The following is a 26,364-nucleotide window of genomic DNA, read 5'->3' as shown; positions in this document are numbered from 1 at the left end:
CTTAAAGTAAATTACTAGCAGTTTTTCCCATCCACATCACAGGCTTCTCCATTTCCTTCAGCCATAGTTAGTACAGAGTTATTCTTGGCAAACTCATTCCAGGCTTTTTCAAGTGTCTGGTCAAATACTTCATCAGGCTGCGCACCTGAGATCCCAAACTTCCTGTCCAAAACAAAGAACGGAACTCCCTTTACTCCGAGTTGACGGGATTCGTAAATATCCTGATCAACTTCGCTCTCGAATTTTTCAGAAGACAACACATCCTGAATCGCGGCAGGTTCGAGTCCAATTTCTTGTCCTAAATCAAGCAAAACTGAATCATCATCGATATTTAGTGAATCAGTGAAATAGGCTTTTAGCAGATTTTCTTTCATCTCATCACCTTTTCCAGCAGTTTTAGCTAGATGCAACACTCGGTGAGCTTTCTTAGTATTTGCGACTACTGTCTTATCCAAGTGATACTCCAAACCCTCCTGAGCAGCCATATTCGATACATTTGCTGTAATCTCTCTTGTTTGCTCAAGTGACCAGCCTTTCGCTTCTGATAGATATTCAAGCGAGCTCTTATTTGGTTGAGTTACTTGATCTGGATTGAGAAGAAAGCTTTTCCATTCTATTTCGATTTTATCTTTCCGAGGAAATTTTTCAATCGCCTTCTCTATTTTTCTTTTTCCGATATAGCAAAAAGGACATGCTACATCTGACCATATTTCTATTTTCATAAATTTAAAATTGTTTTTCAGCGGCTATATGGAATCTCGCATATATCCTATAATTATCTCAGTGTATTAATATGCAGTCATGCTCGATTTCATATCAATTTTCTTTACTTAGGATGAAATAGAAATCCAGCAAAAAGAGTTCAGACTATCTTGAAAACTAAAGAATGCCCGTCCTGTGCCATGGAAATAGATTCCAAAGCCAAAATTTGCCCTATCTGCAAATTCGAATTTCCACAACGATCGCCTTGGATCACTTGGGTAGCGATTATTTTGTTGATCATATGGATCTTCAGCTACATATTTTAAACATCGATCTCCTATGAATAAGCGAAAATTCTTAAAATCCTTAGCCTTCCTAGGAGTTGGTTCAGGGTCAATTTTTTCCTCTGGAAAATCTCATGCAAAATCAATTGCAGATCTCGATCCTAATGCAGCTGACTTCTGGCTTCAAATTCGGGCAGCTTACAAGCTTAAACCAGATTACATCAATCTAGAGAATGGCTATTACTGTTTTTTACCGGAAGAGACTTTAGAAAACTATATAAAGCATCTTAGAAAAGTCAATTATCAGGCGTCAAATTATATGCGAACAGTACAATGGGACAATAAGGCTAAAAGTGCTGCCATGGTTGCGGAGCTTGTTGGAGCTTCTCCCGAGGAAGTCGTACTGACTAGGAATACAACTGAGTCTATTGATTTGATCATCTCAGGCTATCCTTGGAAAGCCGGTGATGAAGCAATCGTCTCAAATCAGGATTATGGAAGCTTACTCAACATGTTTGAACTTGCAGAAAGACGATACGGGATTAAAGTCAACAGAATAGACATCCCCGTGCATCCAGAAAACGACGAAGAAATTGTAGCTGCCTACGAAAATGCCATCACCCCGAAAACCAAACTAATGATGGTTCCCCATATAGTAAATATCACTGGACATATTTTGCCGGTCCGCAAAATAGCTGATATGGCTCATGGACATGGAGTAGAAATCATGCTTGATGGTGCCCATGCCGTTGGGCATTTTGATTTCAATATGGCTGAGTTGGACTGTGATTATTATGGTTCTAGCCTTCACAAGTGGCTTAGCGTTCCGCTTGGTTGTGGAATGCTTTATGTAAAAAAAGGGAAGAGTACTCAAATAAGACCTTTACTTGCACCTTATGAACTGGATCAAAAAACACTCTTAAATCTCAATCATACAGGTACTCACGCTGTTTCCACTGATCTGTCAATGATCGATGCAGTCAATTTCTTAAATAAAATGGGTAGCAAAAGAAAAGAAGAACGCCTGAGATATATACAGCGCTATTGGTCAGATCAGGTACGTGGACTTCCAGGAATTAACGTGAATACTCCGAAAGAACCTCATCGCTCTTGCGCAATTGCCAATGTGGGTTTGGATGCTATGAGCCCTGGTGAGATGGCGAAGACATTAATGGATAAGTATCAGATTTATACTGTTTCTATCGATGGAGCAGGTGTAAAAGGCTGCAGAATTTCCCCAAATGTCTATACCACTGAAGGTGAAATGGACAAATTTGTTCAAGCTGTAAAGGAAATGTCCGGTAATGCATGACTGCATTTAGCATAGTACAATTGCCTTTTTGATAATTATAAGCCAAATATTATTCTGAGATTGCTTATTTAGCCAAAATAGACCTTATTATTTTCTGAATTCTGTAATAATTGGGCTTTTACACTAAATAATTCCTAAAATCTCTTGCATTTTCCTTGGTAAGGAATGAATTTTGCCTCCCTATTACGCATGACACAAGTAAATCACATAGCGCCAACTTTCTTTCAAGCTCCTTCTGTAGCGCTGAAAGCTGATGCTATTGCTTTTTTCACTCCTATAAGGACGTGTAGATTTTTCTATAGGGTTTAACCCTTTGATAAATTTTTGTATTCCTACGTGGAGTACGTACCCGCCCTTTTACCCTTTGATTTATTTACCAATTTTCCGACTCTCGGAATTAACACATGCCATCCCTAATGGATAACATTTCATTTCAAATTATTGTAGCAAATCCTAACCACAAGGTTTACTCCACTCAGATCACTGACGAGATGGAAAACTCCGCAAAAGCTCGCGGCACTGGTATAGCCAAGCGTAGTCCTGCTTATGTGGAAACCAAAATGGATGAAGGAAAAGCTGTAATTGCATTGACCTCAGACGGCAAATGGGCAGGCTTCTGCTATATAGAAGCTTGGGGACATGGTAAATATGTGGCAAACTCCGGCTTGATCGTTTCTCCTGAATACAGAAAATACGGACTTGCACGCAAGATCAAGAACGAAGTATTCAAACTAAGCCGTAAAAAATACCCTGATTCCAAGATTTTTGGATTGACTACCGGAGCCGCTGTGATGAAAATCAACTCTGAGTTGGGCTATATTCCTGTATCCTACTCAGATCTTACAGATGACAATGAGTTCTGGAAGGGCTGCCAAAGCTGTATTAATTATGAGATCTTAATGAGCAAAAACAGGCAAAACTGTCTTTGCACAGCGATGCTTTACGATCCCAACTCTAAAAGAAACCATACTCAGGAACTAGCTCTTCGCGAGGATTTCAAAAAAGATCTTAAATTATTTGATCGCTGGGTAAGATTAAAGAAATACGTGTTGCTTAAATTGAACAAGTCTAAGGACAGCATTTCAAGCATCTTTTTATAAATCAATTCTTCCTTTTGGAAGCAAAAATCATATTAAAATGAAGAAAATAGTATTAGCCTACAGTGGAGGCTTAGATACCACATTTTGTGCTTTGCACCTTTCCAAAGAACTGGGCTATGAGGTACATGCAGTTTTAGTAAATACAGGTGGGTTTTCCGAAGAAGAGTTGAAAGATGTAGAAGAAAGAGCAAAAGGATTAGGCGTTGCTTCTTTCAAAATACTTCATGTGATGGATACCTATTATAATGAGGTGATTAAATATCTGGTTTTTGGCAATGTGCTAAAAAACCAAACCTATCCCCTTTCTGTATCTGCTGAACGTATTCTACAGGCAAAATCTTTGGCAGAATATGCCAAATCAATTGGAGCAAAAGCTGTAGCACACGGATCCACCGGTGCTGGAAATGATCAGGTTCGATTTGACATGATCTTCCAGACGATTGTTCCTGACATTGAGATAATCACTCCTATCCGTGATCTCAAATTAAGTCGTGCGGAGGAAATTGACTATTTGAAAAAGCATGGTGTATCGATGAACTTCGAGAAAGCTGCCTATTCTATCAATAAAGGAATTTGGGGGACTTCCGTAGGAGGAAAAGAGACCTTGACTTCCTCTGAATACCTTCCAGATAGTGCCTGGCCAACAAAGGCTACTGCTATCGAGCCTTTGGAAGTTATTTTGTCTTTTAGACAAGGCGAATTAAAAGGAGTAGATGGGAAAAAATATGAGGATTCTGTAGAAGCTATTCAAGCTCTTCAGGCATTGGCTGGACCATACGGAATTGGTAGAGATATTCACGTAGGAGATACAATTATTGGCATCAAAGGTCGGGTTGGGTTCGAAGCTGCTGCTCCGATCATTATCATCAAAGGGCATCAGTTATTGGAAAAACATACGCTTACGAAGTGGCAGTTATTCTGGAAAAACCAATTGGCTGAATTCTATGGCAATCACCTGCATGAAGGACATTACCTAGATCCAGTGATGAGAAACTTGGAGGAATTCATGGCAAGCACGCAGACTTATGTAAGTGGCGATGTGAAAGTATTGCTTCAACCCTATCGATTTACACTTCTTGGAATCACTTCTGAGCATGACTTAATGTCAAACAAGTTTGGTAGCTACGGAGAAATGAATAAAGGTTATACAGCGGAAGATGTCAAAGGCTTTACCCGAATTTTGGGTAATCAAACTTCGATTTTCCATAAGGTCAACTCAGACAATGACTAAAATCAAAACAGCGATCATAGGCGCAGCGGGATATACCGGAGGTGAATTACTTCGTCTTCTCGTTCATCATCCTGCTTGCGAATTGATCTACGTACATAGCAATAGCCAGAAAGGGAAAAAAGTAGCTGAGGTTCATCCCGATCTGATTGGGGATTGCGACTTGATCTTCACAGATAAAGTGCAGACTGATGGAATTGAAGCAGTATTCTTAGGCTTGCCTCATGGTGAGACTAAGGGATTTTTAGAGCAACATAGTTTCTCTCCAGAAACAGTTTTGATCGATTTGTCAACTGATTTCCGCGATGAATCCAACGGCTTCACATATGGGTTACCAGAAGTGAATGCTACTAAAATCAAGTCTGCTAAAAAGATTGCCAATCCAGGTTGCTTTGCCACAGGGATCCAATTGGCATTGCTTCCAGCTATCGCAAAAGGCTGGGTAAAAGACACGATTCAAATCTCAGGAGTAACGGGAAGTACAGGTGCAGGCAAGAAATTGGCTGAGACCTCTCACTTCAGTTACAGATCATCCAATATGTCTGTTTATAAGCTATTTACACATCAGCACCTCAAGGAGATTAACCAGACTTTTAAGCAATTGAACTCTAGTTTCTCTTCTGAGATTCTCTTTGTTCCCTATCGTGGCAATTTCCCTAGAGGTATTTGGATTACAGCTTATTTCCCTTTCGAAGGAACTCAGGCAGAAGCAGTTGCCGCATACAAGGAATTCTATAAGAACGCTGCTTTTACACACGTTTCAGATGCTGATATTGACATGAAACAAGCAGTGAATACGAATAAAGCGATTGTTCATGTGCAAAAAGAAGCCGGACAGTTGGTGATTTATTCCGCTATTGACAATCTATTGAAAGGGGCTTCAGGACAGGCTGTTCAGAATTACAATTTAGCTTTCGGACTTGAGGAGAGGATGGGCTTGAATCTGAAAAGTATAGCTTTCTAAGATATTAGACGCTAGACATTTCTAGACAAAAGAAACTAGAATCAAGATTCAAGATCGATTGGATAGCACTTCGAAATTCAAAATTCGACGTTCATCATTCGACATTAGCAATTCCCCCAACCTAGAAATTGAGGTATGAGGTACCTTTTATCTCGTAAATCAAAAATCGTAATTCGTAAATCCTTATGAAATTATTCAACGTATATCCGCTGATCCCAGTGACCATCGCTAAGGCTGATGGAGCTAAGCTTTGGGACGATCAAGGGCTAGAATATATAGACTTATACGGCGGCCATGCCGTCATTTCTATCGGTCACACGCATCCTCACTATGTGAATCGGATCAAAGATCAATTGGATCAGATCGCTTTTTATTCCAATTCTGTTCAGATTCCTATCCAAAAGGATTATGCAGAGAAACTAGGCGAGCTCTCAGGCTATCCTGATTATGAACTTTTCCTCTGTAACTCAGGCGCTGAAGCCAATGAGAATGCAATCAAGTTGGCTTCTTTCGCTACAGGAAAATCAGGGTTTATTGCGTTTTCAGGCAGTTTTCATGGAAGAACTTCAGGTGCTGTTGCACTAACCGACAATCCGAAAATCGTCGCTCCATGTAATGCGCGAGAGGATTTCCATATTCTTCCTTGGGAAGATTTGGGTGCTGTAGAGGAGGCTTTGAAGTCAAATGAAATCGCAGGAATTATCATCGAAGGCATTCAGGGAGTCAATGGAATCCAGGTTCCAAGTGCTGAGTTTCTTTTTGGTCTAGCTTCTTTGGCTAAGCAATACGGAGCCAAATTGATCTTGGACGAAGTACAATCAGGTTTTGGCAGAACAGGAAAATTCTTTGCCCACCAACATGCAGATGGACTTCAACCAGATATCATCAGCATGGCAAAAGGCATGGGAAATGGCTTTCCAATTGGCGGAATCTTGATTTCTCCTGAATTCAAAGCCACTTATGGTTTGCTCGGAACTACTTTCGGGGGCAACCATTTGGCTTGCGCTGCTGGATTGGCAGTCGTAGAAGTGATTGAAAAGGAAAATCTTATGGAAAACGCTTCCACTTTGGGAGAAAGATTACTTCAGGAACTGAAAATTATACCTGGAATCATGGCTGTTCGCGGAACAGGCTTAATGATAGGAATTGATCTTGATCGGGAAGCTGGGCCAGTTCGCTCAGAATTGGTGAGCAAATACCACCTATTCACAGGAAGCGCAGCAGGAAAGAATACGATAAGACTCCTGCCACCTTTAAATATCGAGTGGAATCAATTAAATTCGTTTTTAACCGCATTGAAAGAAATTTTAGCTTAAACCTACCCACCAACCTAATGGCAGCAGACAAATCGCCACTTATACATTTTACAAAATTTGAAAACATCGATCTGGGAAATCAACTGATCGAAAGTGCGCTTACTTACAAGTCAAATCCCTTACTAGACAATACTAAAGGTCAAGGAAAACGAATTGGCTGTATATTCTTGAATCCATCCTTGAGAACTAGAGTTTCCACTCAACTCGCAGCGCTGAATCTAGGAATGGAGCCAATCGTGCTAAATATGGATAAGGAAGGTTGGGCGTTGGAATTACAGGATGGTGCTGTCATGAACCGAGGAACAGTTGAGCATATCAAAGATGCAGCGGCAGTTTTGGGTTCGTATTTTGATATTTTGGCGATTCGGGCATTTCCTTCATTGACAAATAAGGAGGAAGATATGAGTGATTTTACATTTTCTCAATTTGTAAAGTATTCAGGAGTTCCTGTGGTAAGCTTGGAATCTGCAACTCGCCATCCATTGCAAAGCTTGGCTGATCAGATCACAATTCGTGAAAATTGGTCAGGTAAAAAGAAACCAAAAGTGGTATTGACTTGGGGCCCACATATCAAAGCTATTCCCCATGCGGTAGCCAATTCCTTTGCGGAATGGGCGCTTGGAATGGATCATGATTTGACTATAACACATCCTTCAGGCTATGAATTAGATGCGGAATTCACTAAAGGCGCTACCATAGAATATGATCAAAGTAAAGCGATTGAAGGAGCTGATTTTGTGTATGTTAAGAACTGGTCATCTTTCAATGATTACGGGAAGATTCTTTCTACGGATGACTCCTGGATGCTTACGGAAAATCATTTTGCAAATGCAAAAAATGCAAAGGTCATGCATTGCTTGCCGGTTCGTAGGAACCTTGAATTATCAGATGAAATCTTAGATGGATCTCGATCTTTGGTTCAGCAACAAGCAAAAAATAGAATATTCGCGGCTCAGGCAGTAATTAGCCATTTGTTAGGAAATAATTAAAGACTTACGCCCAATGAAAATAAATATTATTAAAATCGGAGGTAACGTCATCGACTTTCCTGAAAAGCTGGATGAATTTTTAGCTCTTTTCGCCAAATTCCCAGGACACAAAATACTGGTTCATGGTGGAGGAATCATGGCTTCCCGATTCGGAGAATCACTAGGCGTAATGCCAGAAATGGTGGATGGGAGAAGAATTACTGATCAGGAAACCTTGGATGTGGTGACCATGGTTTACGCAGGTTTGATCAATAAAAATCTAGTAGCTAAACTTCAGGCGCTGAAAGTAAATGCGATTGGAATGACTGGAGCCGACGGAAATATCATCCGATCCATCAAACGTCCTGTCAAGGGAATTGACTATGGATTTGTAGGTGATATTCAGGAAGTTAATACCAAGTTGATTGATCATTTACTTTCAGGGGATTTACTTCCAGTTGTGAATGCGATCACGCACGATGCTAAAGGCCAGTTACTCAACACAAACGCTGACAGTATTGCCTCTGCCCTAGCCACAAGCCTAGCCAAAGAGCATCAGGTTAATTTATACTTTTGCTTTAACAAAAGCGGTGTTCTGATTGATGAGAAAAATGAAAATTCCATCATTCCATTGATTAATGAGGATATCTATGAAGAGCTCCGTAAGGAAAATGTGATTCATTCCGGTATGATCCCTAAATTGGATAATGCATTCGAGGCATTGGAAAAAGGGGTAAATCATGTTTGGATTGGAAAAGCAGAAAACCTTCATTTGGCAGCAAAGGGAAAACTATCGGGAACTACCATTGAGAGAAGTCGCTACGACTTGTACTAAATCAAAAATTTGAAATCAACAATGGGTTTATATGACGATGCGGTACAGCTTCTAAAACAACTAATAGAAATACCATCCTATTCTAGGGAAGAAAGTTCTACTGCTGAGGTTTTAGAGGAATTTTTCACTGCTAGAGATATTGAAGTTCATAAATCAGGAAATAACATTTGGGCTTTTACTGCCCCTTTTGATAAAAGCAAGCCAACTATCTGGCTTAATTCCCATCACGACACGGTCAAGCCAAATGCTGGCTATACCAAAGACCCTTTTCATGCAATTACCCAAGACGGAAAGCTTTTTGGACTTGGAAGCAATGATGCTGGAGGACCTTTAGTATGTCTGATGGCTGCTTTTACGCATTTTTATGAGGAAGATCTACCCTACAATCTAATCATGATTGCATCGGCTGAAGAAGAAATTTCTGGTAAAAATGGTATCGCTTCGGTCATCGATCAACTTCCTCCCTGTGATCTAGCTATCGTAGGTGAACCTACGCTAATGGAAATGGCTGTAGCCGAAAAAGGCCTGATGGTCATCGACGCGAAAGTCTATGGTAAAGCTGGACATGCTGCCCGTGAAGAAGGCGTCAACTCGATTTATCTTGCATTGGACGATTTACAGAAAATCAAAGATTTTGAATTCCAAAAAGTCTCACAATTCCTCGGTAAAACAAAAGTCTCTGCAACAGTAATTCATGCTGGGGAGCAGCATAACGTAGTGCCAGATCTTTGTGAATTTGTATTGGACGTCCGAGTCACAGATGCTTATTCCCTCGAAGAAGCACTCGAGGAATTGAAATCCAACTTAAGCGCAGCGCTTATTCCTCGCTCCTTACGACTTCAATCTTCCCATGTACCGGAAGGCCATTTGATACTTAAAGTTGGAGAGCAACTTGAACTAAAAACCTACGGGAGTCCTACCCTATCGGATCAGGCATTGATCCCCTACCCATCTGTGAAAATTGGCCCTGGAGACTCAGCTAGGTCACATTCTGCAGATGAATACATTTATTTGAACGAGATTCAGAAAGGTATCGAAGGCTACATCAAGATTCTTGATACTTATGCTGAGATGCTAACTCAAACTAATTAGAAATGAAACTTTGGCAAAAAGAAATAGGAAGTAAAAAGGAAGTTGAATCTTTCACTATTGGACGAGATCCAGAGTTTGATATCATTTTAGCCCCGTTCGATGTGCTTGGCTCTATGGCTCATGCGCAAATGCTTTCCTCTATCGGTCTTTTGACCACCGAAGAGAATGAAATACTTCAGGGTGGCCTAAAAGATATTTATTTTGAAATTGAGAAAGGCCAATTTGAAATAGCTCCAGGAGTAGAAGATGTACACTCTCAAGTAGAATTTTTGCTGACAGAGCGATTCGGTGATGTAGGTAAAAAACTTCACAGCGGAAGAAGTCGAAATGACCAGGTTTTGGTTGATCTAAAATTATACTATCGAGCAGCAATTCATGGATTGGTAGAAGAAAGTATCGAGTTATTTGACCTACTGATCAAGTTAGCAGAAAAGCACAAAGATGACCTGATGCCAGGTTATACACATACGCAACTTGCAATGCCGTCTTCTTTTGGACTTTGGTTCAGTTCCTTTGCAGAAAGTTTATCCGAAGATCTAGGCTTACTCAAAGCAGCTTTCGATTTGTCCAATAAAAACCCATTAGGTTCGGCGGCTGGATACGGCTCCAGTTTTCCGCTCGACAGAACCATGACTACGCATCTTTTAGGTTTTGCAGATCTTCATCATAATGTGCTCAATGCTCAAAATAGTCGTGGTAAAACTGAGCGTACCCTGTCTTTCGCCATGGCTGGAATGGCTGGAACGCTAAACCGATTAGCTGCAGATGTATGTATTTTCATGAATCAACACTTTGCATTTATAAAGTTTCCTGATGATCTGACAACTGGAAGCAGCATTATGCCACATAAGAAGAATCCTGATGTTTTTGAGCTGATCAGAGCAAAAACGAATCAGATTCAGGCAGTACCAAATGCTGTTTCTATGATTTTGACGAATACCACCACGGGATACCACAGAGATTTACAATTGCTGAAAGAGGAGATTTTTCCGGCTATAGAAAGTTTGAATTCCTGTTTGAGTATGACCACATTTATGCTCAAATCCATTAAAGTAAAAGAAGATATTCTTGCGGATCCTTTCTACAAGCATCTATTTTCTGTAGAGGTAGTTAACGACTTGGTGCTAAAAGGAATGCCATTCAGAGATGCGTATAAGCAAGTAGGAATGGACATAGAGTCTGATAATTTTGCACCAGATCAAACTATTTTAAATCACACCCATGAGGGAAGTATTGGCAATCTTAACCTTGACGCTATTCAGGACAAAATGCAATCGGCTATCAAACTATTTAATTTTTATGCCGTTGATCAAGCCATAAAAGCTCTTTTAAAATAAGTAATTTGATAGGTTTTGTGTCATTAATTAGAATGAGTCAATACAATAATTTATTTTTATGAGAAATGGAGAACAAAATTCTCAAATACACATTGCAATAAACCCTTAGAATGAATAGTCTTTTCGGAAGTAATTTAAAGTATGATTTAAAAGCCAGTTTGGTGGTTTTTTTAGTGGCATTGCCACTATGTTTAGGAATAGCGGTTGCTAGTGGAGCTCCTCCCATGTCCGGTCTTATCGCAGGAATTGTGGGTGGAATAGTTGTAGGATCTATATCTGGATCGAATGTAAGCGTAAGTGGCCCTGCTGCTGGATTGACAGTAATCGTGTTGGATTCTATTAATAGTATGGGGACATTTCAGCTATTTCTAGGTACAGTGGTTATTGCAGGATTAATTCAATTAGGGCTAGGGGTCGCCAAAGCAGGTATAATTGGATATTACTTCCCACATGCTGTTATTAAAGGAATGCTTACAGCCATAGGCTTAATTCTCATATTAAAGCAAATTCCACATGCACTGGGTTATGATGTTGATTTGATGGGTGACGAGTCATTTTTGCAAGCCGATGATCATAACACTTTTTCTGAAATTTGGTATGCTATACAGTATTCAAGTGTAGGTGCTATCCCAATAGTATTGATAGCAATGGCTATTCTAATCCTTTTTGAAAAACCTAAAATAAGAAATCATGCGATTTTTGGAGTGGTCCCAGGAGCGCTGTGGGCTGTTCTATCAGGGATTTTAATCAATTTCCTTTATGGATTTTGGAAGCCTGAGTGGCAGTTGGGTGGGGATCATTTGGTAAGTATTCCTGTTTTGGAAAATTTCTCACAACTCGGTGATTTACTTACCTTTCCGGATTTTAGCATGATCACTGAAGGCACCTTTTGGATAGTAGCCGTTACTATTGCAATCATTGGAAGTCTAGAAACACTCCTAAGTATCGATGCAGCTGATAAGCTGGATCCAATGAAAAGAATCACCCCACCAAGCAGAGAACTGGTAGCTCAAGGGATAGGCAATTCGGTGTCTGGTCTTCTTGGAGGACTTCCTGTCACAGCGGTGATCGTTAGAAGTTCAGCCAACGTTGCTTCTGGAGCAAAAACAAAAATGTCTGCAGTATTTCACGGAATACTGTTAATGATTCTGGTGTTAAGCATACCTAATATTTTAAATTTAATACCACTTAGTTGCCTGGCAGCAGTTTTATTTTTAGTTGGATACAAGCTTGCAAAACCTTCAATATTTATCAGCATTTTCAAAAATGGCTGGGATCAATTCATTCCTTTTATTGTCACAGTGATAGCCATACTGTTCACCGACCTTTTGGTTGGGATAGGCATAGGCATGGTATTCGGGTTATTCTTCGTCATGAAAACAAATTTCGTTCGCGCTATCACGTTGACTGAATTGAATGGTAACTATCTTGTAAAGTTGCAAAAAGACGTTTCATTCCTAAATAAAGCCTTGTTAATGAAACATCTATCAAATATTCCTGCTGGTAGTAAAGTTATTATTAGTGCTCACAAGGCACAATTCATTGATCATGACATACAGGAAGTCTTAAATGACTTTATCGAATCTAGTCCCGATAAAAACATAAGAATTACAATAGAAGGATACCAATATCAAACACACCAAAAACTATGAGCCCTTACGAGAAACTATTAATTCAGAATAAAGCATGGTCTTCCGATCAAAAACTTGCTGATGCAAATTTTTTTGGAAGACTCGAAAAACAACAATCACCAAAATTTCTTTGGATTGGATGTTCCGATAGTAGAGTTCCTGCCAATCAAATTACAGGAACCGACCCTGGCGAGATATTCGTCCATAGAAACATCGCCAATATGGTTGTTCATACAGATCTCAATCTTCTAAGCGTGTTAGAATATGCCGTGGTTGTGTTGAAAGTAGAACACATTATTGTGTGTGGTCACTATGGTTGCGGAGGAATTGATGCCGCTCTAGGAAATAAGAGCTACGGAATCATCAATAAATGGCTACTTAATATCAAAGAAGTTTACAATATCCACAAGAAGGAAATCGATGCAATTGAAGTTCATGAGGATAAAGTAAACAAGCTGGTAGAGTTGAATGTGATTGAGCAATGCCAGGACTTGATCAAAACCTCAACCATTCAGAAAGCATGGAAATCCAGAAATGCACCAACCATACACGGATGGGCTTATGGTCTTAAAGATGGTTTGGTAAAAGAACTGGTCAATATCGAACCTGATCTAGAAAGCATTAACCCAATATTCAGGTTTGACTCTTCTGAGTTGGAAAAATAAATTTAGTTTTTTGGTCAGCGAACGAGAAAAAATTTTGATTTCTTATTCGCTGACCCTTTATTTGCAACGTCCTTTCACTTTTAGTGCTTGGATTTATAAAGAAGAGGCGAGAGACAGGCTCCTAGACCCTCTGGCAACCTGGAAAGTCCAAGGTGCCAATTCCTGCCAATAGAGCTATTCTCTTTTGGAACTATAAGTTCATATAATAATGCACTCAGGATACTCCCCTCATATTTCAATCTCAACTTTAACATTGGTAAAGCGCCTAGCTTTATTTATGTGTTGATACAATTTCGCCAATCTCGATGTATTTCGATGTCGGCTTTTTATTGCATTTTCTTTTTCAAACCATAAATCCAAAACATCATGTCAAAAAACCTTCACTTCGACACACTGCAAGTCCACGCAGGTCAGGAACCCGACGCAGCCACTAACTCCCGTGCAGTCCCTATCTATCAAACCACCTCCTATGTGTTCAACTCAGCTGAGCATGGGGCAAATTTATTTGGGCTCAAGGAATTCGGAAATATCTACACCAGGATCATGAATCCGACTACGGACGTTTTCGAAAAGAGAATAGCGGCTTTAGAAGGTGGAGTCGCGGCAGTGGCTACAGCTTCAGGCCAAGCTGCCCAATTTTTAGCCTTGAATAATATCATGGAAGTGGGAGATAATTTTGTTTCCAGCTCATTTCTTTATGGAGGTACATTCAATCAGTTTAAGGTTGCATTTAAGAGAATCGGTATTGATGCCAGATTTGCTAAAGGAAAAGATGCTGCTGATTTCGAGGCACTAATTGACGATAATACCAAAGCGATCTATCTAGAAACCATTGGTAATCCTGAGTTCAATGTTCCTGACTTTGAAGCTATTGCAGCTGTTGCTAAAAAGCATCACATTCCTTTGGTAGTTGATAATACTTTTGGTGCGGGTGGATACTTATGCCAGCCTATTGCTCATGGAGCCAATATTGTGACTTCCTCCGCTACCAAATGGATCGGTGGACATGGAACTTCCATTGGAGGTATCATAGTTGATGCAGGTAATTTCAATTGGGGAAATGGTAAATTCAAGCAATTCTCAGAACCTTCTGAGGGATATCATGGATTGAATTTTTGGGAAGTTTTTGGTGAAAACAATCCACTAGGACTCCCAAATATTGCTTTTGCAATTCGCGCAAGAGTGGAAGGACTTCGAGACTTTGGGCCTGCTATCAGTCCTTTCAACTCTTTCCTATTACTCCAAGGAATAGAGACACTTTCTCTAAGAGTGAACAAAACTGCAGCGAACACTTTGGCTCTGGCACAGTGGTTAGAAGCACATCCAGCTGTTCAGAAGGTGAATTATCCTGGATTGAGCTCCTCTCCATACCACACATTGGCTAAAAAATATTTGAGAAATGGCTTTGGCGGTGTTTTAAGTTTTGAGCTCAAAGGCGATAAAGAGCAAGCCTCAAACCTTATCAATAATCTGGAATTGATCTCTCATCTAGCAAATGTAGGCGATGCCAAAACATTAATTATCCAGCCAGCTGCCACTACGCACCAGCAACTTTCTGATGAGGAGCAGCTAGCAGCAGGCGTAACTCCTACTCTATTAAGAATCTCGTGTGGTATCGAACACATCGATGATATCAAGTCTGATCTGCAGCAAGCTTTCGATAAAATCTAATTGTTCAAATGAACCTTAAAAGTCAATACGCTTTAATTAATATGACTCAGGAAACATTTCATTCTAGTACACCATTGCATCTGGAATCTGGAGAAATTCTGTCTGAAATTGAGATTGCCTATACTACTTATGGGCAGCTCAATTCAGACAAATCCAATGTGATCTGGGTTATTCATGCGCTTACTGGTGATTCTAAAGCCTCAGAATGGTGGAATGGTCTGATCGGAGAAGATAAATTCTACGATCCTGAAGATTATTTTATCATCTGTGCAAATCTATTGGGATCTTGCTATGGCTCTACGCAGCCGCTTAGCGAGAATCCAACTACCCGTGAGCCATATTATTACGATTTTCCTCAAATGACCAGCAGAGACCTAGCAGTTGGGCTAGAACGCTTAAGGGTTCATCTTCGATTAGATCAAATTCATACCTTGATTGGTGGTTCTCTTGGAGGACAAGTAGGTCTTGAGTGGGCTTATACTTTAGAAAATAAATTGAAAAATGCCATAATACTGGCCTCAACGGGGAAAACTACTCCTTGGGTGATTGGCTTCAATGAAACTCAGCGCATGGCGATAGAATCTGATTGCACCTGGGGTGAAAACACTGAATCTGCCGGTCGAAAGGGTCTTGAAACAGCTCGTGCCATAGCTATGCTCACGTATAGACATCCAAAAGATCTGTTGAGAAAACAGTCTGATTCGGATGATAAATTGGATAACTACCGAGCTGCATCTTATCTCAGGTACCAAGGACAAAAGCTCTCAAAACGCTTCAATGCGCTCTCCTATTGGACGCTAAGCAAAACGATGGATTCCCATGATTTGGGAAGAAATCGTGGCGGTCTGGATGCTGCGCTTGGTAAAATTGAGGCAAATGTATTAGCGATTGGAGTTGACTCTGATTTGCTTTTTCTGCCAGAAGAGTCTCAGTATATCAGTCAAAAAGTAAAAAAAGGCACTTACAAGGAAATAACCTCAACGGCAGGGCATGATGCATTTCTGATTGAATTTGAGCAGCTTTCTTATATTCTGAAGTCGTTTTATTTGCAGCAAATGCACTAAGTAGTAATTTAAATCGAACAAAAAATAAGGCAGAAATCTCTGCCTTATTTTTTTACCCTATTCCATTCTACTGTTCTACTAACCCAAGTATCTCCAAGAAATCCCCTTATTTCAAGAATATCTTTCTTCTTGAGTTGCAATTCGCAATTGTAACTTAATCCAGATTCTGGATCATATATTTCTCCTTCGGACCATATCCCATTTTTAAATTTTAGGCCCTTTAAAATCGTAAGACCCATCAGTGGCCGATTTCTTAAACTAGTATCTGCATTTACTAAATCAGTGAAAACGGCTGGATCTCCATCTTCGCGTTGAATCCAGACAAGTTTACCAATCATTTCATCTGCATTTTCCATGATCTCAATCTGAGCTGTTTTATCAGAATTATACCATATACCTATGATTTTTGACTTGGATTGAGCTGATACACTTTGGCTGACTAGTAATACCAACAAAATAACGATTGAAGTAAATTGACGAGTTTTCATAAAAAATCAGTTTAGTAAACCTATAATTGAGGTAGTTTTGAATTTATCCAGTTATACCCTAAAACCATACCCAAGTATTCATGCATCCGAGTATTACGTTTTTTGGTACTACCCTTCATTTACTACCTGAGAAAGCAATTTGGATTGCAGAAACTTCGACTTTACTTATCGCTGATTTACATTTTGGGAAAGCAGCACACTTTCGGAAATCAGGTATTCCAGTGCCAGAACCTATACATCTACATGATTTACAGGGCATTAAAGAACTTGTTGAAAAATATACCCCAACTGATTTTTATGTCTTAGGAGACTTATTCCATAGTGATTGGAATGAGCAATGGGATCATTTAAACTCCTACTTGTCGAGCTTTGTCCTTACTAGGTTTCATTTAGTTAAAGGAAATCACGACGTTCTAGCACCAATTGCTTACAAACAATCTTTATTTGAAATTCACGAAAAACCTGTCGAATTGGGGAATTTGTTTCTCACTCATGAGCCAGCAGGAAAAATTCCTGAAGGCAAATTAAACCTCTGTGGACACTTACATCCTGGAGTTCGCCTTCGGGGAAAAGGACGACAATCTCTTCGTATCTCTTGTTTCCATTTGGGTGAAAATCAATTGATACTTCCTGCTTTTGGTCGGTTCACAGGTCTAGCATTAGTGAAGCGAAAGCCAAATGATCAAATTTTTGGAATAAGTGGAGAAAAAGTGATTAAAATCCTTTCTCACGAATAGATTGGCAATATCCTTGGGGAAAGTTACTTTTGAGCAGAAATCATAATCTATGGCCAATTATCCAAGAAAGAAAAAGACACTAGGGCATTTCAAATTCGGAAGCGTTCTATTCAGCACTACCCTCTCACTTTTTATTGTCGGTCTTTTCGGGGTGATTTTGATTCAGGCCAAAACTCTCACAAGTATGATCAGAGAGAATATCGAAGTTCAGGTATTCTTGGAAAAAAACTTGGAGCAAGACGAACTAGATGCCATTAACGAAAATTTATCCAAACGCTCTTTTATCCTTCAAAAAGGTGATACACTGAATCTTAAGTTTGTTTCGGATGAGGAAGCAGCGGCAACTTTCATTGAAAGTACCGGTGAAGACTTCACCAAATTCTTGGAGGATAATCCACTACGAGACAGCTTTGTATTAACTATTGCAGAAGAATTCCAGACTTCAGAGCAATTGGAAGCTATTGTAGCGGAAATTCAGGCAATTCCTGGAGTTTTTGAGGTTTCTTACATGACCGATCTAGTGGATTCCATCAACAAAAACTTACTTAAAGTAAGCTTAGTATTGGGTGGATTTATACTGATTTTAATTATTACTGTAGTGATGTTGATCAATAACACCATTCGATTGGCTTTATTTTCTCAACGTTTCCTGATTCGCTCGATGCAATTAGTTGGAGCTACCAGAGGATTTATTAGGAAGCCATTTCTTTCACGTGCATTTCTATTTGGATTGATGGCGGGAGGATTTGCCTCGGTTATATTGTTTGGATTGGTGAAATACACTCAAGCAAATATTGAAGGGTTTGCCATGCTTCAAAATCAGCAATTGTTGCTGGTCCTATTCGGGATTTTAATTACTGTAGGAGGAATCCTATCTGTACTAAGTACCTTGCGTGCTGTGAATAAGTATTTAAATATGTCTTTAGACGAACTTTATTAATAAATATGAGCAAATCATCTTTCCCCTTTTCCAGAAAAAACTACAAGTTGATGTTCATAGGCATCGGGCTTATTATTCTTGGCTTCGTCCTTATAGGACTGGACAGTGAGCCTCATGGAAATGGCATACTGGGTTTGACTATCGGCCCAATCGTTACTTTGGCTGGATTTATTTTTGAATTCTATGCCATTTTTGCCAAAACAGAGAGCAATAAATAGTAAGTAAGCGTGGAAATAATTGATGCAATTATCCTTGGAATCATCCAAGGATTGACTGAGTTTTTACCAGTTTCCTCCAGTGGTCATTTAGAACTGGGAAAAGCAATTTTGGGAGAGGGTAATATGCCAGCAGAAGGCTTGATGTTTACAGTTGTGGTGCATTTTGCGACAGCTCTAAGTACCATAGTTGTGTTCCGAAAAGACATAGCAGAGATTTTCACAGGATTATTCAAATTCCAATGGAATGCAGAAACACAATTTGTCTCTAAAATAGTCATATCCATGATCCCGGCAGCTATTGTAGGGGTTGTTTTCGCAGAAGAGTTGGAATCCTTATTTGATGGCCAAATTGTCTTTGTTGGTTGTATGCTCATCCTGACAGCAGTTCTTCTCTTTTTAGCAGACAAAGCTAAATTCACAAATCAGCCTGTAACATTCGGACAGGCTTTGATAATTGGTATCTCTCAAGCTATCGCTATTCTACCCGGAATTTCCCGCTCAGGAGCTACTATTTCTACTTCAGTTCTATTGGGAATTGATAAGGGAAAAGCTGCCAGATTCTCTTTCTTAATGGTAGTTCCTCTGATATTTGGCAAAATCGCAAAGGATATTTTGGACGGAGGGCTATCGTTGGAAACAGAAGGTATTGGATACCTAAGCGCAGGATTTGTGGCTGCTTTTGTGGCTGGGATTATAGCTTGTACTTGGATGATCAAACTAGTCAAAAACAGTAAACTCAGCTATTTTTCTATCTATTGCCTTATCGCGGGTGTGATAGCCATTGTAGCAGGATTATATTTATAGAATGCAAGATCAACCTTACGGAGAAGTATTTTTAATAGATAAGCCTTTCGAATGGACATCTTTTGATGTAGTAAGAAAAGTTCGGAATGCGCTGAAAATCAAAAAAGTGGGACACGCTGGAACACTCGATCCTCTGGCTACTGGATTGCTTATCGTGTGCGCAGGCAAAATGACCAAGCAGATCGATTCATTCATGGGACAGGAAAAAGAATATACTGGCACTTTCGTCATCGGTTCCACTACTGACTCCTTTGATTTGGAACAGCCTATTGTTCCAGTTGCAGATCCTACTCATATTACGTTGGAAAATGTAAAAGCAGCAGTTGCAGAACTTACGGGAGAAATTCTTCAGGTCCCTCCTATGCACTCAGCCATCAAAGTAGATGGTAAACGCGTATATGAATCAGCGAGAAAAGGCAAAGAAGTAAAAATGGATCCACGTCCTGTGACTGTGAGTGAATTTGAAATCACTAAGTTTGAAAGCCCAATCGTAGAATTTAGAATTGTTTGCTCGAAAGGAACTTATATCAGGAGTTTGGCTAGAGATCTTGGTGAGAAATTAAATGTTGGGGCGTATATGAGTTCGCTTTGCAGGACAAGAATTGGTAATTTCAAACTCTCAGAAGCACATGAGCTTTTACCTTTGGTAGAAGAAATCAAAGCAAGAACACCACATGAAAATCTATGAAGGCCTAAGTGATTTCCCGAAGCTCTCCAACGCTGTAGTGACAAGTGGGACGTTTGATGGAGTGCATCTTGGTCATCAGAAAATCCTTCACCGAATCCGGGAATTGGCTCGCTCAATAAATGGCGAGACAGTCCTGATTACTTTTTGGCCACACCCAAGACTAGTACTTTATCCCAATGAGCATAAGCTCAGACTATTAAGCACCTTTGAAGAGAAAGCAAAGCTACTTCGGCAATTTGGCATTGACCATTTAGTCACCATTCCATTTACTAAAGAATTCTCTCAGCTTTCTTCTAAAGAATTTATCGAGTCAGTACTTGTAGATTCTATTCAGACCAAAAAACTGGTAATAGGATATGATCATCGATTTGGGAAAAATCGTGAAGGAAGCTTTGAGTATCTGCAAGCTCACCATAAGCAATATGGGTTTGATTTGGAGGAAATTTCGAGAAAAGATGTGGAAGATATAGGTGTTTCTAGCACTAAAATCAGGAATGCATTAGAGACTAGTGATGTAGCGACAGCCATCAATTACCTAGGTAGACCTTACGAATTAAATGGCTTGGTAATCAAAGGACAGCAGATCGGTAGGTCAATTGGTTTTCCTACAGCCAATATTCACATTCCGAATGATTACAAACTTATCCCCAAGGATGGCGTTTATGCTGTAGAAGCTTTAGTAAATGGATCACAGTATAAAGCTATGCTGAACATTGGAAACCGTCCGACAGTCAACGGAACAAAGAAAACTGTTGAAGCAAATCTATTCGATTTTCAAGGCGATTTATATGATAAACAGATCACTATTTATATAAAAGCATTCCTTCGAGAAGAGAAAAAATTTGATGGATTAGAAGCTTTAAAACAACAACTTTTTCTCGATCAGAAGAATGCCAAGAACTTACTATAAACCCAAAATATATGATCAACAAAACTGTAAAGAATGCAACTGAAGCAGTAGCTGATATCCCCAGTAATAGTATGCTGATGATGGGAGGATTTGGCTTGACAGGTATTCCAGAAAACTGTATTTCAGCACTTTTAGAAAGAGATATTTCTGGCTTGACTATCGTGTCAAACAATGCTGGAGTGGACGATTTTGGAATTGGTCTTTTGCTAAAAAAGCGAATGGTCAAGAAAATGATTTCAAGCTATGTAGGAGAAAATGCAGAGTTTGAAAGACAATTACTCAATGGTGAACTCGAGGTGGATTTGATCCCACAAGGAACACTGGCAGAGCGAGTTCGTGCTGGTGGAGCTGGAATCCCAGCTTTTTTCACTCCTGCAGGAGTAGGAACTGAAGTCGCAGAAGGAAAAGAAATCCGGGAATTTGATGGAAAAATGTACTTGTTGGAAAACTGGCTAAAGGCAGATTTTTCCATTGTTAAAGCCTGGAAAGGCGACACTGCCGGAAATTTGATTTTTAAAGGTACTGCACGAAACTTCAATCCTATGATGGCAGCTGCAGGCAAGATTTGTATAGCGGAAGTTGAGGAACTTGTAGAGGCTGGCCAGCTCAATCCAAATGAGATTCATACGCCGGGGATTTATGTACAGCGTATTTTCCAAGGTAAAAACTACGAAAAAAGAATAGAGCAAAGAACCGTCTCTAAATAGGTTACTAAACGTTTCCCTTTTCGTATTTATCCAAAGACCAAAAACATACCCAAAATGCTTACAAAAGATCAAATAGCCCAAAGAATTGCCAAAGAGGTAAAGAATGGGCAATACATAAATTTAGGAATAGGAATCCCCACCCTTGTAGCCAACTATATCCCAAATGAATTGGAAGTAGTACTTCAGTCTGAAAACGGATTACTTGGAATCGGACCTTTCCCCACTGAAGATCAAATCGACCCAGACCTGATCAATGCCGGAAAACAGACAGTTACCATGGCTAAAGGCTCGGCACTTTTCAATTCAGCAGAATCATTTGCTATGATTCGTGGCGGACATGTGCATTTGACCATTTTAGGAGCAATGGAAGTTTCCGAAAATGGAGATATTGCCAATTGGAAAATTCCAGGGAAGATGGTTAAAGGAATGGGTGGCGCAATGGACCTCGTCGCTTCAGCTGATAATATCATTGTGGCTATGCAGCATTGCTCTCGGTCTGGAGAATCCAAATTATTACCTGAATGTTCCCTTCCTATCACCGGTATTCGCTGCGTCAAGAAAATTGTGACTGACTTAGCTGTTTTAGAAGTTTCAGAAGATGGCGGATTTATACTTAAAGAAAGAGCACCAGGAGTTTCTGTGGAAGAAATTAAATCGAAAACTGCAGGAAAATTGATTGTTCAAGGCGATGTTCCTGAAATGATTTTTGAATAAAATAAGGAAAAAGGAACTCCGAATGCGCTCAGGAAGTTAACCTGATTAATTTTGCAAAATCAATACGGGATTCTAGAAGGATCAAAACATATTATGAAAAAATCAGAGATTAAGTTCGAAGTAGATTTAGACGAAAACAGCTTTCCAAAAACCATTAAATGGGATGCTTCAGATAAAGAAGGTACCGGCCTTGAAGACACAAAGAGCATTAGCTTGAACGTGTGGGACAATCAAAATCATAGTACGCTTCGAATCGATCTATGGACAGAAGAAATGTCAGTGGTAGAAATGAAGCGTTTTTATATAGATATTTTAGGAGGAATGGCACAAACTATTTTGAATAGTACTGCTGACGAATATATGTCTGAAGAGATTAAGGAATTATGCGATCGCTTAGTTAAGCATGTTAACGAAGAGAACAAGGGTCAATAATTATCTGATATTATACAATGAAAAGCTCGGCAAAGTCCGAGCTTTTTTTGTTTTTATTCGGTTTGGGAAAAAAATAATTATTTAAGAATTTCTAACAAAACAGGTAAGTCGTTTGAGTATTAACAATAAAGACAACGATTAATTTTAGATTTTTAATTGAATGCCTCAGTTTCCAGTTTTAACACTATTTCACAGTTTTTGATTCATATCAAAATCCTGATTTTAAATGTCAATTATTCATTTATTAGGGTAATTTTCGCGTTATACTTAATGAATTTCCACCCTGAATTCATAAACCCACAACAATAACTAAAATAGCCTATGAGCAATTTTACAATTAAAGCCAGGACCTCAGTTTTCCTATTGACATTCTTGGTTTCCCTTTCATTTGGTTCCGCTATTGCTCAGACAATAGTTTCTGGAACCATCACAGATGCAAATACCAAAGAGACCTTAGTCGGTGTCAACATCTTAGTAAAAGGAAAGGTAATCGGAACCATTTCTGACCTTTCCGGCGAGTATTCACTGAATATAAATCAAGATCCTCCTTTAACCTTGGTGTTTTCGATGGTAGGATTTACTAAACAGGAAATAGAGGTGACCTCCGCACAAGCTACTGTAAATGTCCAAATGGTAGAATCTTCCATCCTTGGACAGGAAGTGGTAGTATCAGCATCGAGAATGGAAGAAAGTATTTTGAAATCTCCAGTATCGATTGAAAAAATGGACATTTTATCGATTAGAGAATCTCCAGCAGACACCTACTATAAAGGAATTGCTAACCTCAAAGGTGTCGATGTCACTACCTCATCCATCAACTTCCAAATTGTCAATGCTAGAGGATTCAATTCCACCGGTAATACTAGGTTTGTTCAATTGACTGACGGTATGGATACACAGGCTCCTGCTTTGAACTTTCCAATTGGAAATTTGAACGGGCCATCAGAACTTGATGTGGAATCTGTAGAATTTATCCCAGGAGCATCCTCAGCACTATATGGACCCAACGCATTCAACGGAATATTGCTAGTAAATAGCAAGAGTCCATTTGAATATCAAGGTCTAAGTGCATTTTACAAGCAAGGCGTTAACCACATCAATGGACAAGCAGGCGAACCAACAAGTCCGCAGCCGATGTATGAAGCCTCTATCCGGTATGCAAAAGCATTCAACAACAAATTTGCATTTAAAATCAATGCTTCATATATGCAAGCAACAGACTGGTATGGAACTGATCAAACTGATTTGAATGTAGAAGGTCAGGGTGACTTACCTTTCAACCCAGGAGCTAATAGAGTTCACGTTTTTGGTGATGAAGTTTCAAATAATATTGGTCTTTTAAGAAATGTCGCAGCAATTCAGCAGGCATTTGGAGCAGCGGCAAACAGTCTTCCAGATCAAATTGTATCCAGAACAGGCTATGACGAAGTAAATCTGGTAGATTATAATGCTACTAACCTGAAGTTAAATGGAGCGCTTCATTACAGAATATCCGATAACTCTGAGCTTTCATACACAATGAATTATGGAGCAGGGACATCTGTATATACAGGCGCGCAAAGGTATTCTTTGTCTAATTTCTCCATTATCCAACACAAACTAGAGTTAAAAGGTGATAACTATTTCGTAAGAGGTTATACGACGATAGAAAATTCAGGAGATTCTTATATAGCTGACTTGACAGGTGTCGTGATAAATGATACCTGGAAATCAAATACAGCATGGTTTGGTCAATATGCAGGAGCTTATCTTCAAAATCTTTTCGGTCAAGGCGTAACACCTGGTCAGATGGGTACTTCAGCTCAGCAGGCGACAGCACACCAATTTGCAAGAGGAGCAGCTGATACAGGTAGATTGATGCCAGGAACCCCTGAATTCGAAGCTGCTAAAACAGCTGTGAGATCTGAAGTGATTCCAAGTGGATCATTATTCGACGATCAGTCCAGAATGAATATGCTAGAAGGTCAATATAATTTCAAGAATGAAATTGATTTTATGGAGCTTCAAGTGGGCGGTTCCTATAGAGTTTATGATTTGAGGTCAAACGGGACCATTTTTGCAGACGTTGAAGGTAATGAAATTACCATTCAGGAGTTCGGCGCATTTGCTCAAGGCGCAAAAACAGTGCTCGATGATAAATTGAAATTGACAGGATCGATTAGGTATGACAAAAATGAAAATTTCAATGGACAAGTGAATCCAAGAATTTCGGGAGTATATTCTCAAGGGAATAATAATATAAGAGTCTCCTATCAGACTGGATTTAGAAACCCTACAACTCAAGGTCAGCATATTGATCTGAATGTTGTATCGTCACGATTGATTGGTGGCCTACCCTACTACAGAGAAAAGTATGACATTTTCAACAATGCCTATTCTTTAGCATCTGTCAATAATTATGTAGCAGCCGTAGGCACTGGCTTATCACCGGTTGACCCAAGAGCTACGGGATTGTTGGAGCAAATAACTTCCTTACCTGAGCTTCGTCCTGAAAGAGTTCAATCCTTTGAAATAGGCTATAAAAGTTTGCTAGCAACAAACAGATTGTTGATTGATGTTGCTTACTATTATAATATTTACAATGACTTCATTACTCAAACTTCTGTAAGGAAAGCACCTGGACCTATTTTCCCTGGAGCTTTACCAAATACGGATGAAGGAGCAATAAATGCTATCAATGCACCTACTTTATTAACTCCTATCACCACTCCAGGGCAGGAAAACACATTCCAAACCTACACAAATATCGTAGACGAAGACGTGAGAGCACATGGTGCCGCCATTGGTTTAACATATAATTTACCACGTGATTTTACTATTGGGGGTAATTATAATTTCAACAAATTGATTACAACTATTGGAGAAGACTTCCTGAGTGATTTCAATACTCCTGAACATAAGACAAATATCACTTTTGGAAATAGAAAGCTTACCGAGAAAGTAGGCTTTGGGTTGACATATAGATATCAAAGTGCCTTTAGATGGGAATCGACATTTGCTATAGGCGATGTGCCGGAGATCCATACGTTTGATGCTCAGGTAAGTTACAAGCTAAAAGAGCTCAAGTCTATTGTCAAATTAGGCGGTTCGAATATTTTCAACAACAGAAATTTTCAAAACTTTGGAGGTCCTACTATTGGTGCGATATATTATCTATCTATCACATTTGATGAGTTGTTAAATTAATAAATAGACAAAATGAAAATCATTAATAAAGGTAATGTACTGAAAAATAGTTGGTGACTTTAATGAGATAATTTCTTAATATCCAGTGTTGATTTGAAGAGGAAACAGGCTCTGGTGGAGACCAACTTGTCAGCAATAAAGTCAGCGCATAAACGAAAAAAGAGGTCTGGTAATTTTTTGCCAGACCTTACTTTTTTTGATATGCTCTATGGCTTTGAAAACTCATTTTTTATTGGACAAAAACACATACCATTTAATGAAGTCTATCCTGTGTCTTAGACTCAGTCCGCGGTGAATATCTAGGTGGTTTTTTAGGTGGCTAAAGTACCCTTCTATGCCGTTTGTTGTAGCTGGGATTTTAGGATTACTGA

At 39.4% G+C, this 26,364-nt stretch carries 25 protein-coding genes and 1 riboswitch; of the genes, 23 read left to right on the top strand and 2 right to left on the bottom strand.

The annotated features are described in order from the left end of the window. Positions 1–14: 14 nt before the first annotated feature. Positions 15–722, bottom strand: a complete 708-nt coding sequence (locus LV83_RS07620) for a DsbA family oxidoreductase (RefSeq protein ID WP_111610964.1) — start codon at positions 720–722, stop codon at positions 15–17. A gap of 319 nt (positions 723–1,041) precedes the next feature. Between LV83_RS07620 and LV83_RS07615 the strand changes: the two genes are divergently transcribed. The 13 genes from LV83_RS07615 (at position 1,042) to LV83_RS07555 (ending at position 16,169) form a co-directional block, all read left to right on the top strand. Then, the gene (locus LV83_RS07615; protein WP_111610963.1) at positions 1,042–2,298 is read left to right on the top strand and encodes an aminotransferase class V-fold PLP-dependent enzyme; all 1,257 of its coding nucleotides are present in this window, start codon (positions 1,042–1,044) and stop codon (positions 2,296–2,298) included. Between the two features lie 416 nt (positions 2,299–2,714). Next, complete coding sequence (locus LV83_RS07610; RefSeq protein ID WP_111610962.1) at positions 2,715–3,398, top strand: GNAT family N-acetyltransferase; 684 nt, start codon at positions 2,715–2,717, stop codon at positions 3,396–3,398. Between the two features lie 37 nt (positions 3,399–3,435). Continuing rightward, entirely contained in the window at positions 3,436–4,629 is a 1,194-nt protein-coding gene (locus tag LV83_RS07605) for an argininosuccinate synthase (RefSeq protein ID WP_111610961.1), read from the top strand. Next, positions 4,622–5,590, top strand: coding sequence for an N-acetyl-gamma-glutamyl-phosphate reductase (argC, locus tag LV83_RS07600; protein WP_111610960.1), 969 nt, complete (start codon positions 4,622–4,624; stop codon positions 5,588–5,590). Before LV83_RS07605 ends, argC begins: the two co-directional genes overlap by 8 nt. A 185-nt stretch (positions 5,591–5,775) precedes the next feature. Beyond that, positions 5,776–6,906: an aspartate aminotransferase family protein gene (locus LV83_RS07595; protein ID WP_111610959.1), complete on the top strand. Its 1,131-nt coding sequence runs from the start codon at positions 5,776–5,778 to the stop codon at positions 6,904–6,906. Between the two features lie 17 nt (positions 6,907–6,923). Further along, the gene (locus LV83_RS07590) at positions 6,924–7,895 is read left to right on the top strand and encodes a Rossmann-fold NAD(P)-binding domain-containing protein (RefSeq protein WP_111610958.1); all 972 of its coding nucleotides are present in this window, start codon (positions 6,924–6,926) and stop codon (positions 7,893–7,895) included. Between the two features lie 13 nt (positions 7,896–7,908). Beyond that, entirely contained in the window at positions 7,909–8,709 is an 801-nt protein-coding gene (gene argB, locus LV83_RS07585; RefSeq protein WP_111610957.1) for an acetylglutamate kinase, read from the top strand. Between the two features lie 21 nt (positions 8,710–8,730). Beyond that, positions 8,731–9,801, top strand: a complete 1,071-nt coding sequence (locus LV83_RS07580; RefSeq protein ID WP_111610956.1) for a M20 family metallo-hydrolase — start codon at positions 8,731–8,733, stop codon at positions 9,799–9,801. Positions 9,802–9,803: 2 nt separating this feature from the next. Then, complete coding sequence (gene argH / locus LV83_RS07575; RefSeq protein ID WP_111610955.1) at positions 9,804–11,138, top strand: argininosuccinate lyase; 1,335 nt, start codon at positions 9,804–9,806, stop codon at positions 11,136–11,138. Positions 11,139–11,248: 110 nt separating this feature from the next. Continuing rightward, complete coding sequence (locus LV83_RS07570; protein WP_111610954.1) at positions 11,249–12,790, top strand: SulP family inorganic anion transporter; 1,542 nt, start codon at positions 11,249–11,251, stop codon at positions 12,788–12,790. Next, positions 12,787–13,434 carry a carbonic anhydrase gene (locus LV83_RS07565; protein WP_111610953.1) on the top strand — a complete coding sequence of 216 codons (648 nt, stop codon included), beginning with the start codon at positions 12,787–12,789 and terminating at the stop codon, positions 13,432–13,434. The genes LV83_RS07570 and LV83_RS07565 overlap by 4 nt, the downstream gene beginning before the upstream one ends. A gap of 90 nt (positions 13,435–13,524) precedes the next feature. Next, a riboswitch (SAM riboswitch) is annotated at positions 13,525–13,633 on the top strand. Positions 13,634–13,800: 167 nt separating this feature from the next. After that, positions 13,801–15,105 carry an O-acetylhomoserine aminocarboxypropyltransferase/cysteine synthase family protein gene (locus LV83_RS07560; protein WP_111610952.1) on the top strand — a complete coding sequence of 435 codons (1,305 nt, stop codon included), beginning with the start codon at positions 13,801–13,803 and terminating at the stop codon, positions 15,103–15,105. Between the two features lie 8 nt (positions 15,106–15,113). After that, a complete protein-coding gene (locus tag LV83_RS07555; protein WP_111610951.1) occupies positions 15,114–16,169 on the top strand; it encodes a homoserine O-acetyltransferase family protein in 1,056 nt (351 codons plus the stop codon). A gap of 44 nt (positions 16,170–16,213) precedes the next feature. Here LV83_RS07555 and LV83_RS07550 read toward each other — a convergent pair whose 3' ends face one another. After that, a complete protein-coding gene (locus tag LV83_RS07550) occupies positions 16,214–16,657 on the bottom strand; it encodes a DUF2147 domain-containing protein (RefSeq protein WP_111610950.1) in 444 nt (147 codons plus the stop codon). 80 nt (positions 16,658–16,737) lie between these two features. Between LV83_RS07550 and pdeM the strand changes: the two genes are divergently transcribed. From pdeM to LV83_RS07500, 10 genes are all read left to right on the top strand, one after another. Further along, positions 16,738–17,394, top strand: coding sequence for a ligase-associated DNA damage response endonuclease PdeM (pdeM, locus tag LV83_RS07545; RefSeq protein ID WP_111610949.1), 657 nt, complete (start codon positions 16,738–16,740; stop codon positions 17,392–17,394). A 49-nt stretch (positions 17,395–17,443) separates the two neighbouring features. Continuing rightward, positions 17,444–18,334: a cell division protein FtsX gene (locus LV83_RS07540; protein WP_111610948.1), complete on the top strand. Its 891-nt coding sequence runs from the start codon at positions 17,444–17,446 to the stop codon at positions 18,332–18,334. A 5-nt stretch (positions 18,335–18,339) separates the two neighbouring features. Then, a complete protein-coding gene (locus tag LV83_RS07535; protein WP_111610947.1) occupies positions 18,340–18,552 on the top strand; it encodes a DUF3098 domain-containing protein in 213 nt (70 codons plus the stop codon). 9 nt (positions 18,553–18,561) lie between these two features. Then, complete coding sequence (locus tag LV83_RS07530; RefSeq protein WP_111610946.1) at positions 18,562–19,356, top strand: undecaprenyl-diphosphate phosphatase; 795 nt, start codon at positions 18,562–18,564, stop codon at positions 19,354–19,356. 1 nt (position 19,357) lies between these two features. Beyond that, complete coding sequence (gene truB / locus LV83_RS07525) at positions 19,358–20,044, top strand: tRNA pseudouridine(55) synthase TruB (RefSeq protein ID WP_111610945.1); 687 nt, start codon at positions 19,358–19,360, stop codon at positions 20,042–20,044. Beyond that, complete coding sequence (locus LV83_RS07520) at positions 20,031–20,954, top strand: bifunctional riboflavin kinase/FAD synthetase (protein ID WP_111610944.1); 924 nt, start codon at positions 20,031–20,033, stop codon at positions 20,952–20,954. The genes truB and LV83_RS07520 overlap by 14 nt, the downstream gene beginning before the upstream one ends. Before the next feature lie 11 nt (positions 20,955–20,965). Continuing rightward, a complete protein-coding gene (locus tag LV83_RS07515) occupies positions 20,966–21,661 on the top strand; it encodes a CoA transferase subunit A (protein ID WP_111610943.1) in 696 nt (231 codons plus the stop codon). Between the two features lie 54 nt (positions 21,662–21,715). Beyond that, positions 21,716–22,375 (top strand): 3-oxoacid CoA-transferase subunit B, encoded by a 660-nt coding sequence (locus LV83_RS07510; protein ID WP_111610942.1) that lies wholly within the window; start codon positions 21,716–21,718, stop codon positions 22,373–22,375. 93 nt (positions 22,376–22,468) lie between these two features. Then, a complete protein-coding gene (gldC, locus tag LV83_RS07505; RefSeq protein WP_111610941.1) occupies positions 22,469–22,807 on the top strand; it encodes a gliding motility protein GldC in 339 nt (112 codons plus the stop codon). Positions 22,808–23,128: 321 nt separating this feature from the next. Beyond that, entirely contained in the window at positions 23,129–25,993 is a 2,865-nt protein-coding gene (locus LV83_RS07500; RefSeq protein WP_111610940.1) for a TonB-dependent receptor, read from the top strand. Positions 25,994–26,364 lie beyond the last annotated feature (371 nt).

It is taken from the genome of Algoriphagus yeomjeoni (assembly GCF_003259505.1).
Classification (GTDB): domain Bacteria; phylum Bacteroidota; class Bacteroidia; order Cytophagales; family Cyclobacteriaceae; genus Algoriphagus; species Algoriphagus yeomjeoni.
The sequence above is the reverse complement of the archived record's forward strand: the minus strand, read 5'-3'. Positions and strand labels throughout refer to the sequence as shown.

Excerpts from the sequence above, each read along its gene's own strand:
- truB (WP_111610945.1), top strand. The coding sequence starts at position 19,358 with ATGCAAGATCAACCTTACGGAGAAGTATTTTTAATAGATAAGCCTTTC.
- LV83_RS07560 (WP_111610952.1), top strand. The coding sequence starts at position 13,801 with ATGTCAAAAAACCTTCACTTCGACACACTGCAAGTCCACGCAGGTCAG.
- LV83_RS07515 (WP_111610943.1), top strand. The coding sequence starts at position 20,966 with ATGATCAACAAAACTGTAAAGAATGCAACTGAAGCAGTAGCTGATATC.
- LV83_RS07595 (WP_111610959.1), top strand. The coding sequence starts at position 5,776 with ATGAAATTATTCAACGTATATCCGCTGATCCCAGTGACCATCGCTAAG.
- LV83_RS07590 (WP_111610958.1), top strand. The coding sequence starts at position 6,924 with ATGGCAGCAGACAAATCGCCACTTATACATTTTACAAAATTTGAAAAC.
- argH (WP_111610955.1), top strand. The coding sequence starts at position 9,804 with ATGAAACTTTGGCAAAAAGAAATAGGAAGTAAAAAGGAAGTTGAATCT.
- LV83_RS07550 (WP_111610950.1), bottom strand. The coding sequence starts at position 16,657 with ATGAAAACTCGTCAATTTACTTCAATCGTTATTTTGTTGGTATTACTA.
- argC (WP_111610960.1), top strand. The coding sequence starts at position 4,622 with ATGACTAAAATCAAAACAGCGATCATAGGCGCAGCGGGATATACCGGA.
- LV83_RS07520 (WP_111610944.1), top strand. The coding sequence starts at position 20,031 with ATGAAAATCTATGAAGGCCTAAGTGATTTCCCGAAGCTCTCCAACGCT.
- LV83_RS07580 (WP_111610956.1), top strand. The coding sequence starts at position 8,731 with ATGGGTTTATATGACGATGCGGTACAGCTTCTAAAACAACTAATAGAA.
- argB (WP_111610957.1), top strand. The coding sequence starts at position 7,909 with ATGAAAATAAATATTATTAAAATCGGAGGTAACGTCATCGACTTTCCT.
- LV83_RS07605 (WP_111610961.1), top strand. The coding sequence starts at position 3,436 with ATGAAGAAAATAGTATTAGCCTACAGTGGAGGCTTAGATACCACATTT.
- pdeM (WP_111610949.1), top strand. The coding sequence starts at position 16,738 with ATGCATCCGAGTATTACGTTTTTTGGTACTACCCTTCATTTACTACCT.
- LV83_RS07570 (WP_111610954.1), top strand. The coding sequence starts at position 11,249 with ATGAATAGTCTTTTCGGAAGTAATTTAAAGTATGATTTAAAAGCCAGT.
- LV83_RS07535 (WP_111610947.1), top strand. The coding sequence starts at position 18,340 with ATGAGCAAATCATCTTTCCCCTTTTCCAGAAAAAACTACAAGTTGATG.
- LV83_RS07620 (WP_111610964.1), bottom strand. The coding sequence starts at position 722 with ATGAAAATAGAAATATGGTCAGATGTAGCATGTCCTTTTTGCTATATC.
- LV83_RS07565 (WP_111610953.1), top strand. The coding sequence starts at position 12,787 with ATGAGCCCTTACGAGAAACTATTAATTCAGAATAAAGCATGGTCTTCC.
- LV83_RS07500 (WP_111610940.1), top strand. The coding sequence starts at position 23,129 with ATGAGCAATTTTACAATTAAAGCCAGGACCTCAGTTTTCCTATTGACA.
- LV83_RS07540 (WP_111610948.1), top strand. The coding sequence starts at position 17,444 with ATGGCCAATTATCCAAGAAAGAAAAAGACACTAGGGCATTTCAAATTC.
- gldC (WP_111610941.1), top strand. The coding sequence starts at position 22,469 with ATGAAAAAATCAGAGATTAAGTTCGAAGTAGATTTAGACGAAAACAGC.
- LV83_RS07615 (WP_111610963.1), top strand. The coding sequence starts at position 1,042 with ATGAATAAGCGAAAATTCTTAAAATCCTTAGCCTTCCTAGGAGTTGGT.
- LV83_RS07610 (WP_111610962.1), top strand. The coding sequence starts at position 2,715 with ATGGATAACATTTCATTTCAAATTATTGTAGCAAATCCTAACCACAAG.
- LV83_RS07555 (WP_111610951.1), top strand. The coding sequence starts at position 15,114 with ATGAACCTTAAAAGTCAATACGCTTTAATTAATATGACTCAGGAAACA.
- LV83_RS07510 (WP_111610942.1), top strand. The coding sequence starts at position 21,716 with ATGCTTACAAAAGATCAAATAGCCCAAAGAATTGCCAAAGAGGTAAAG.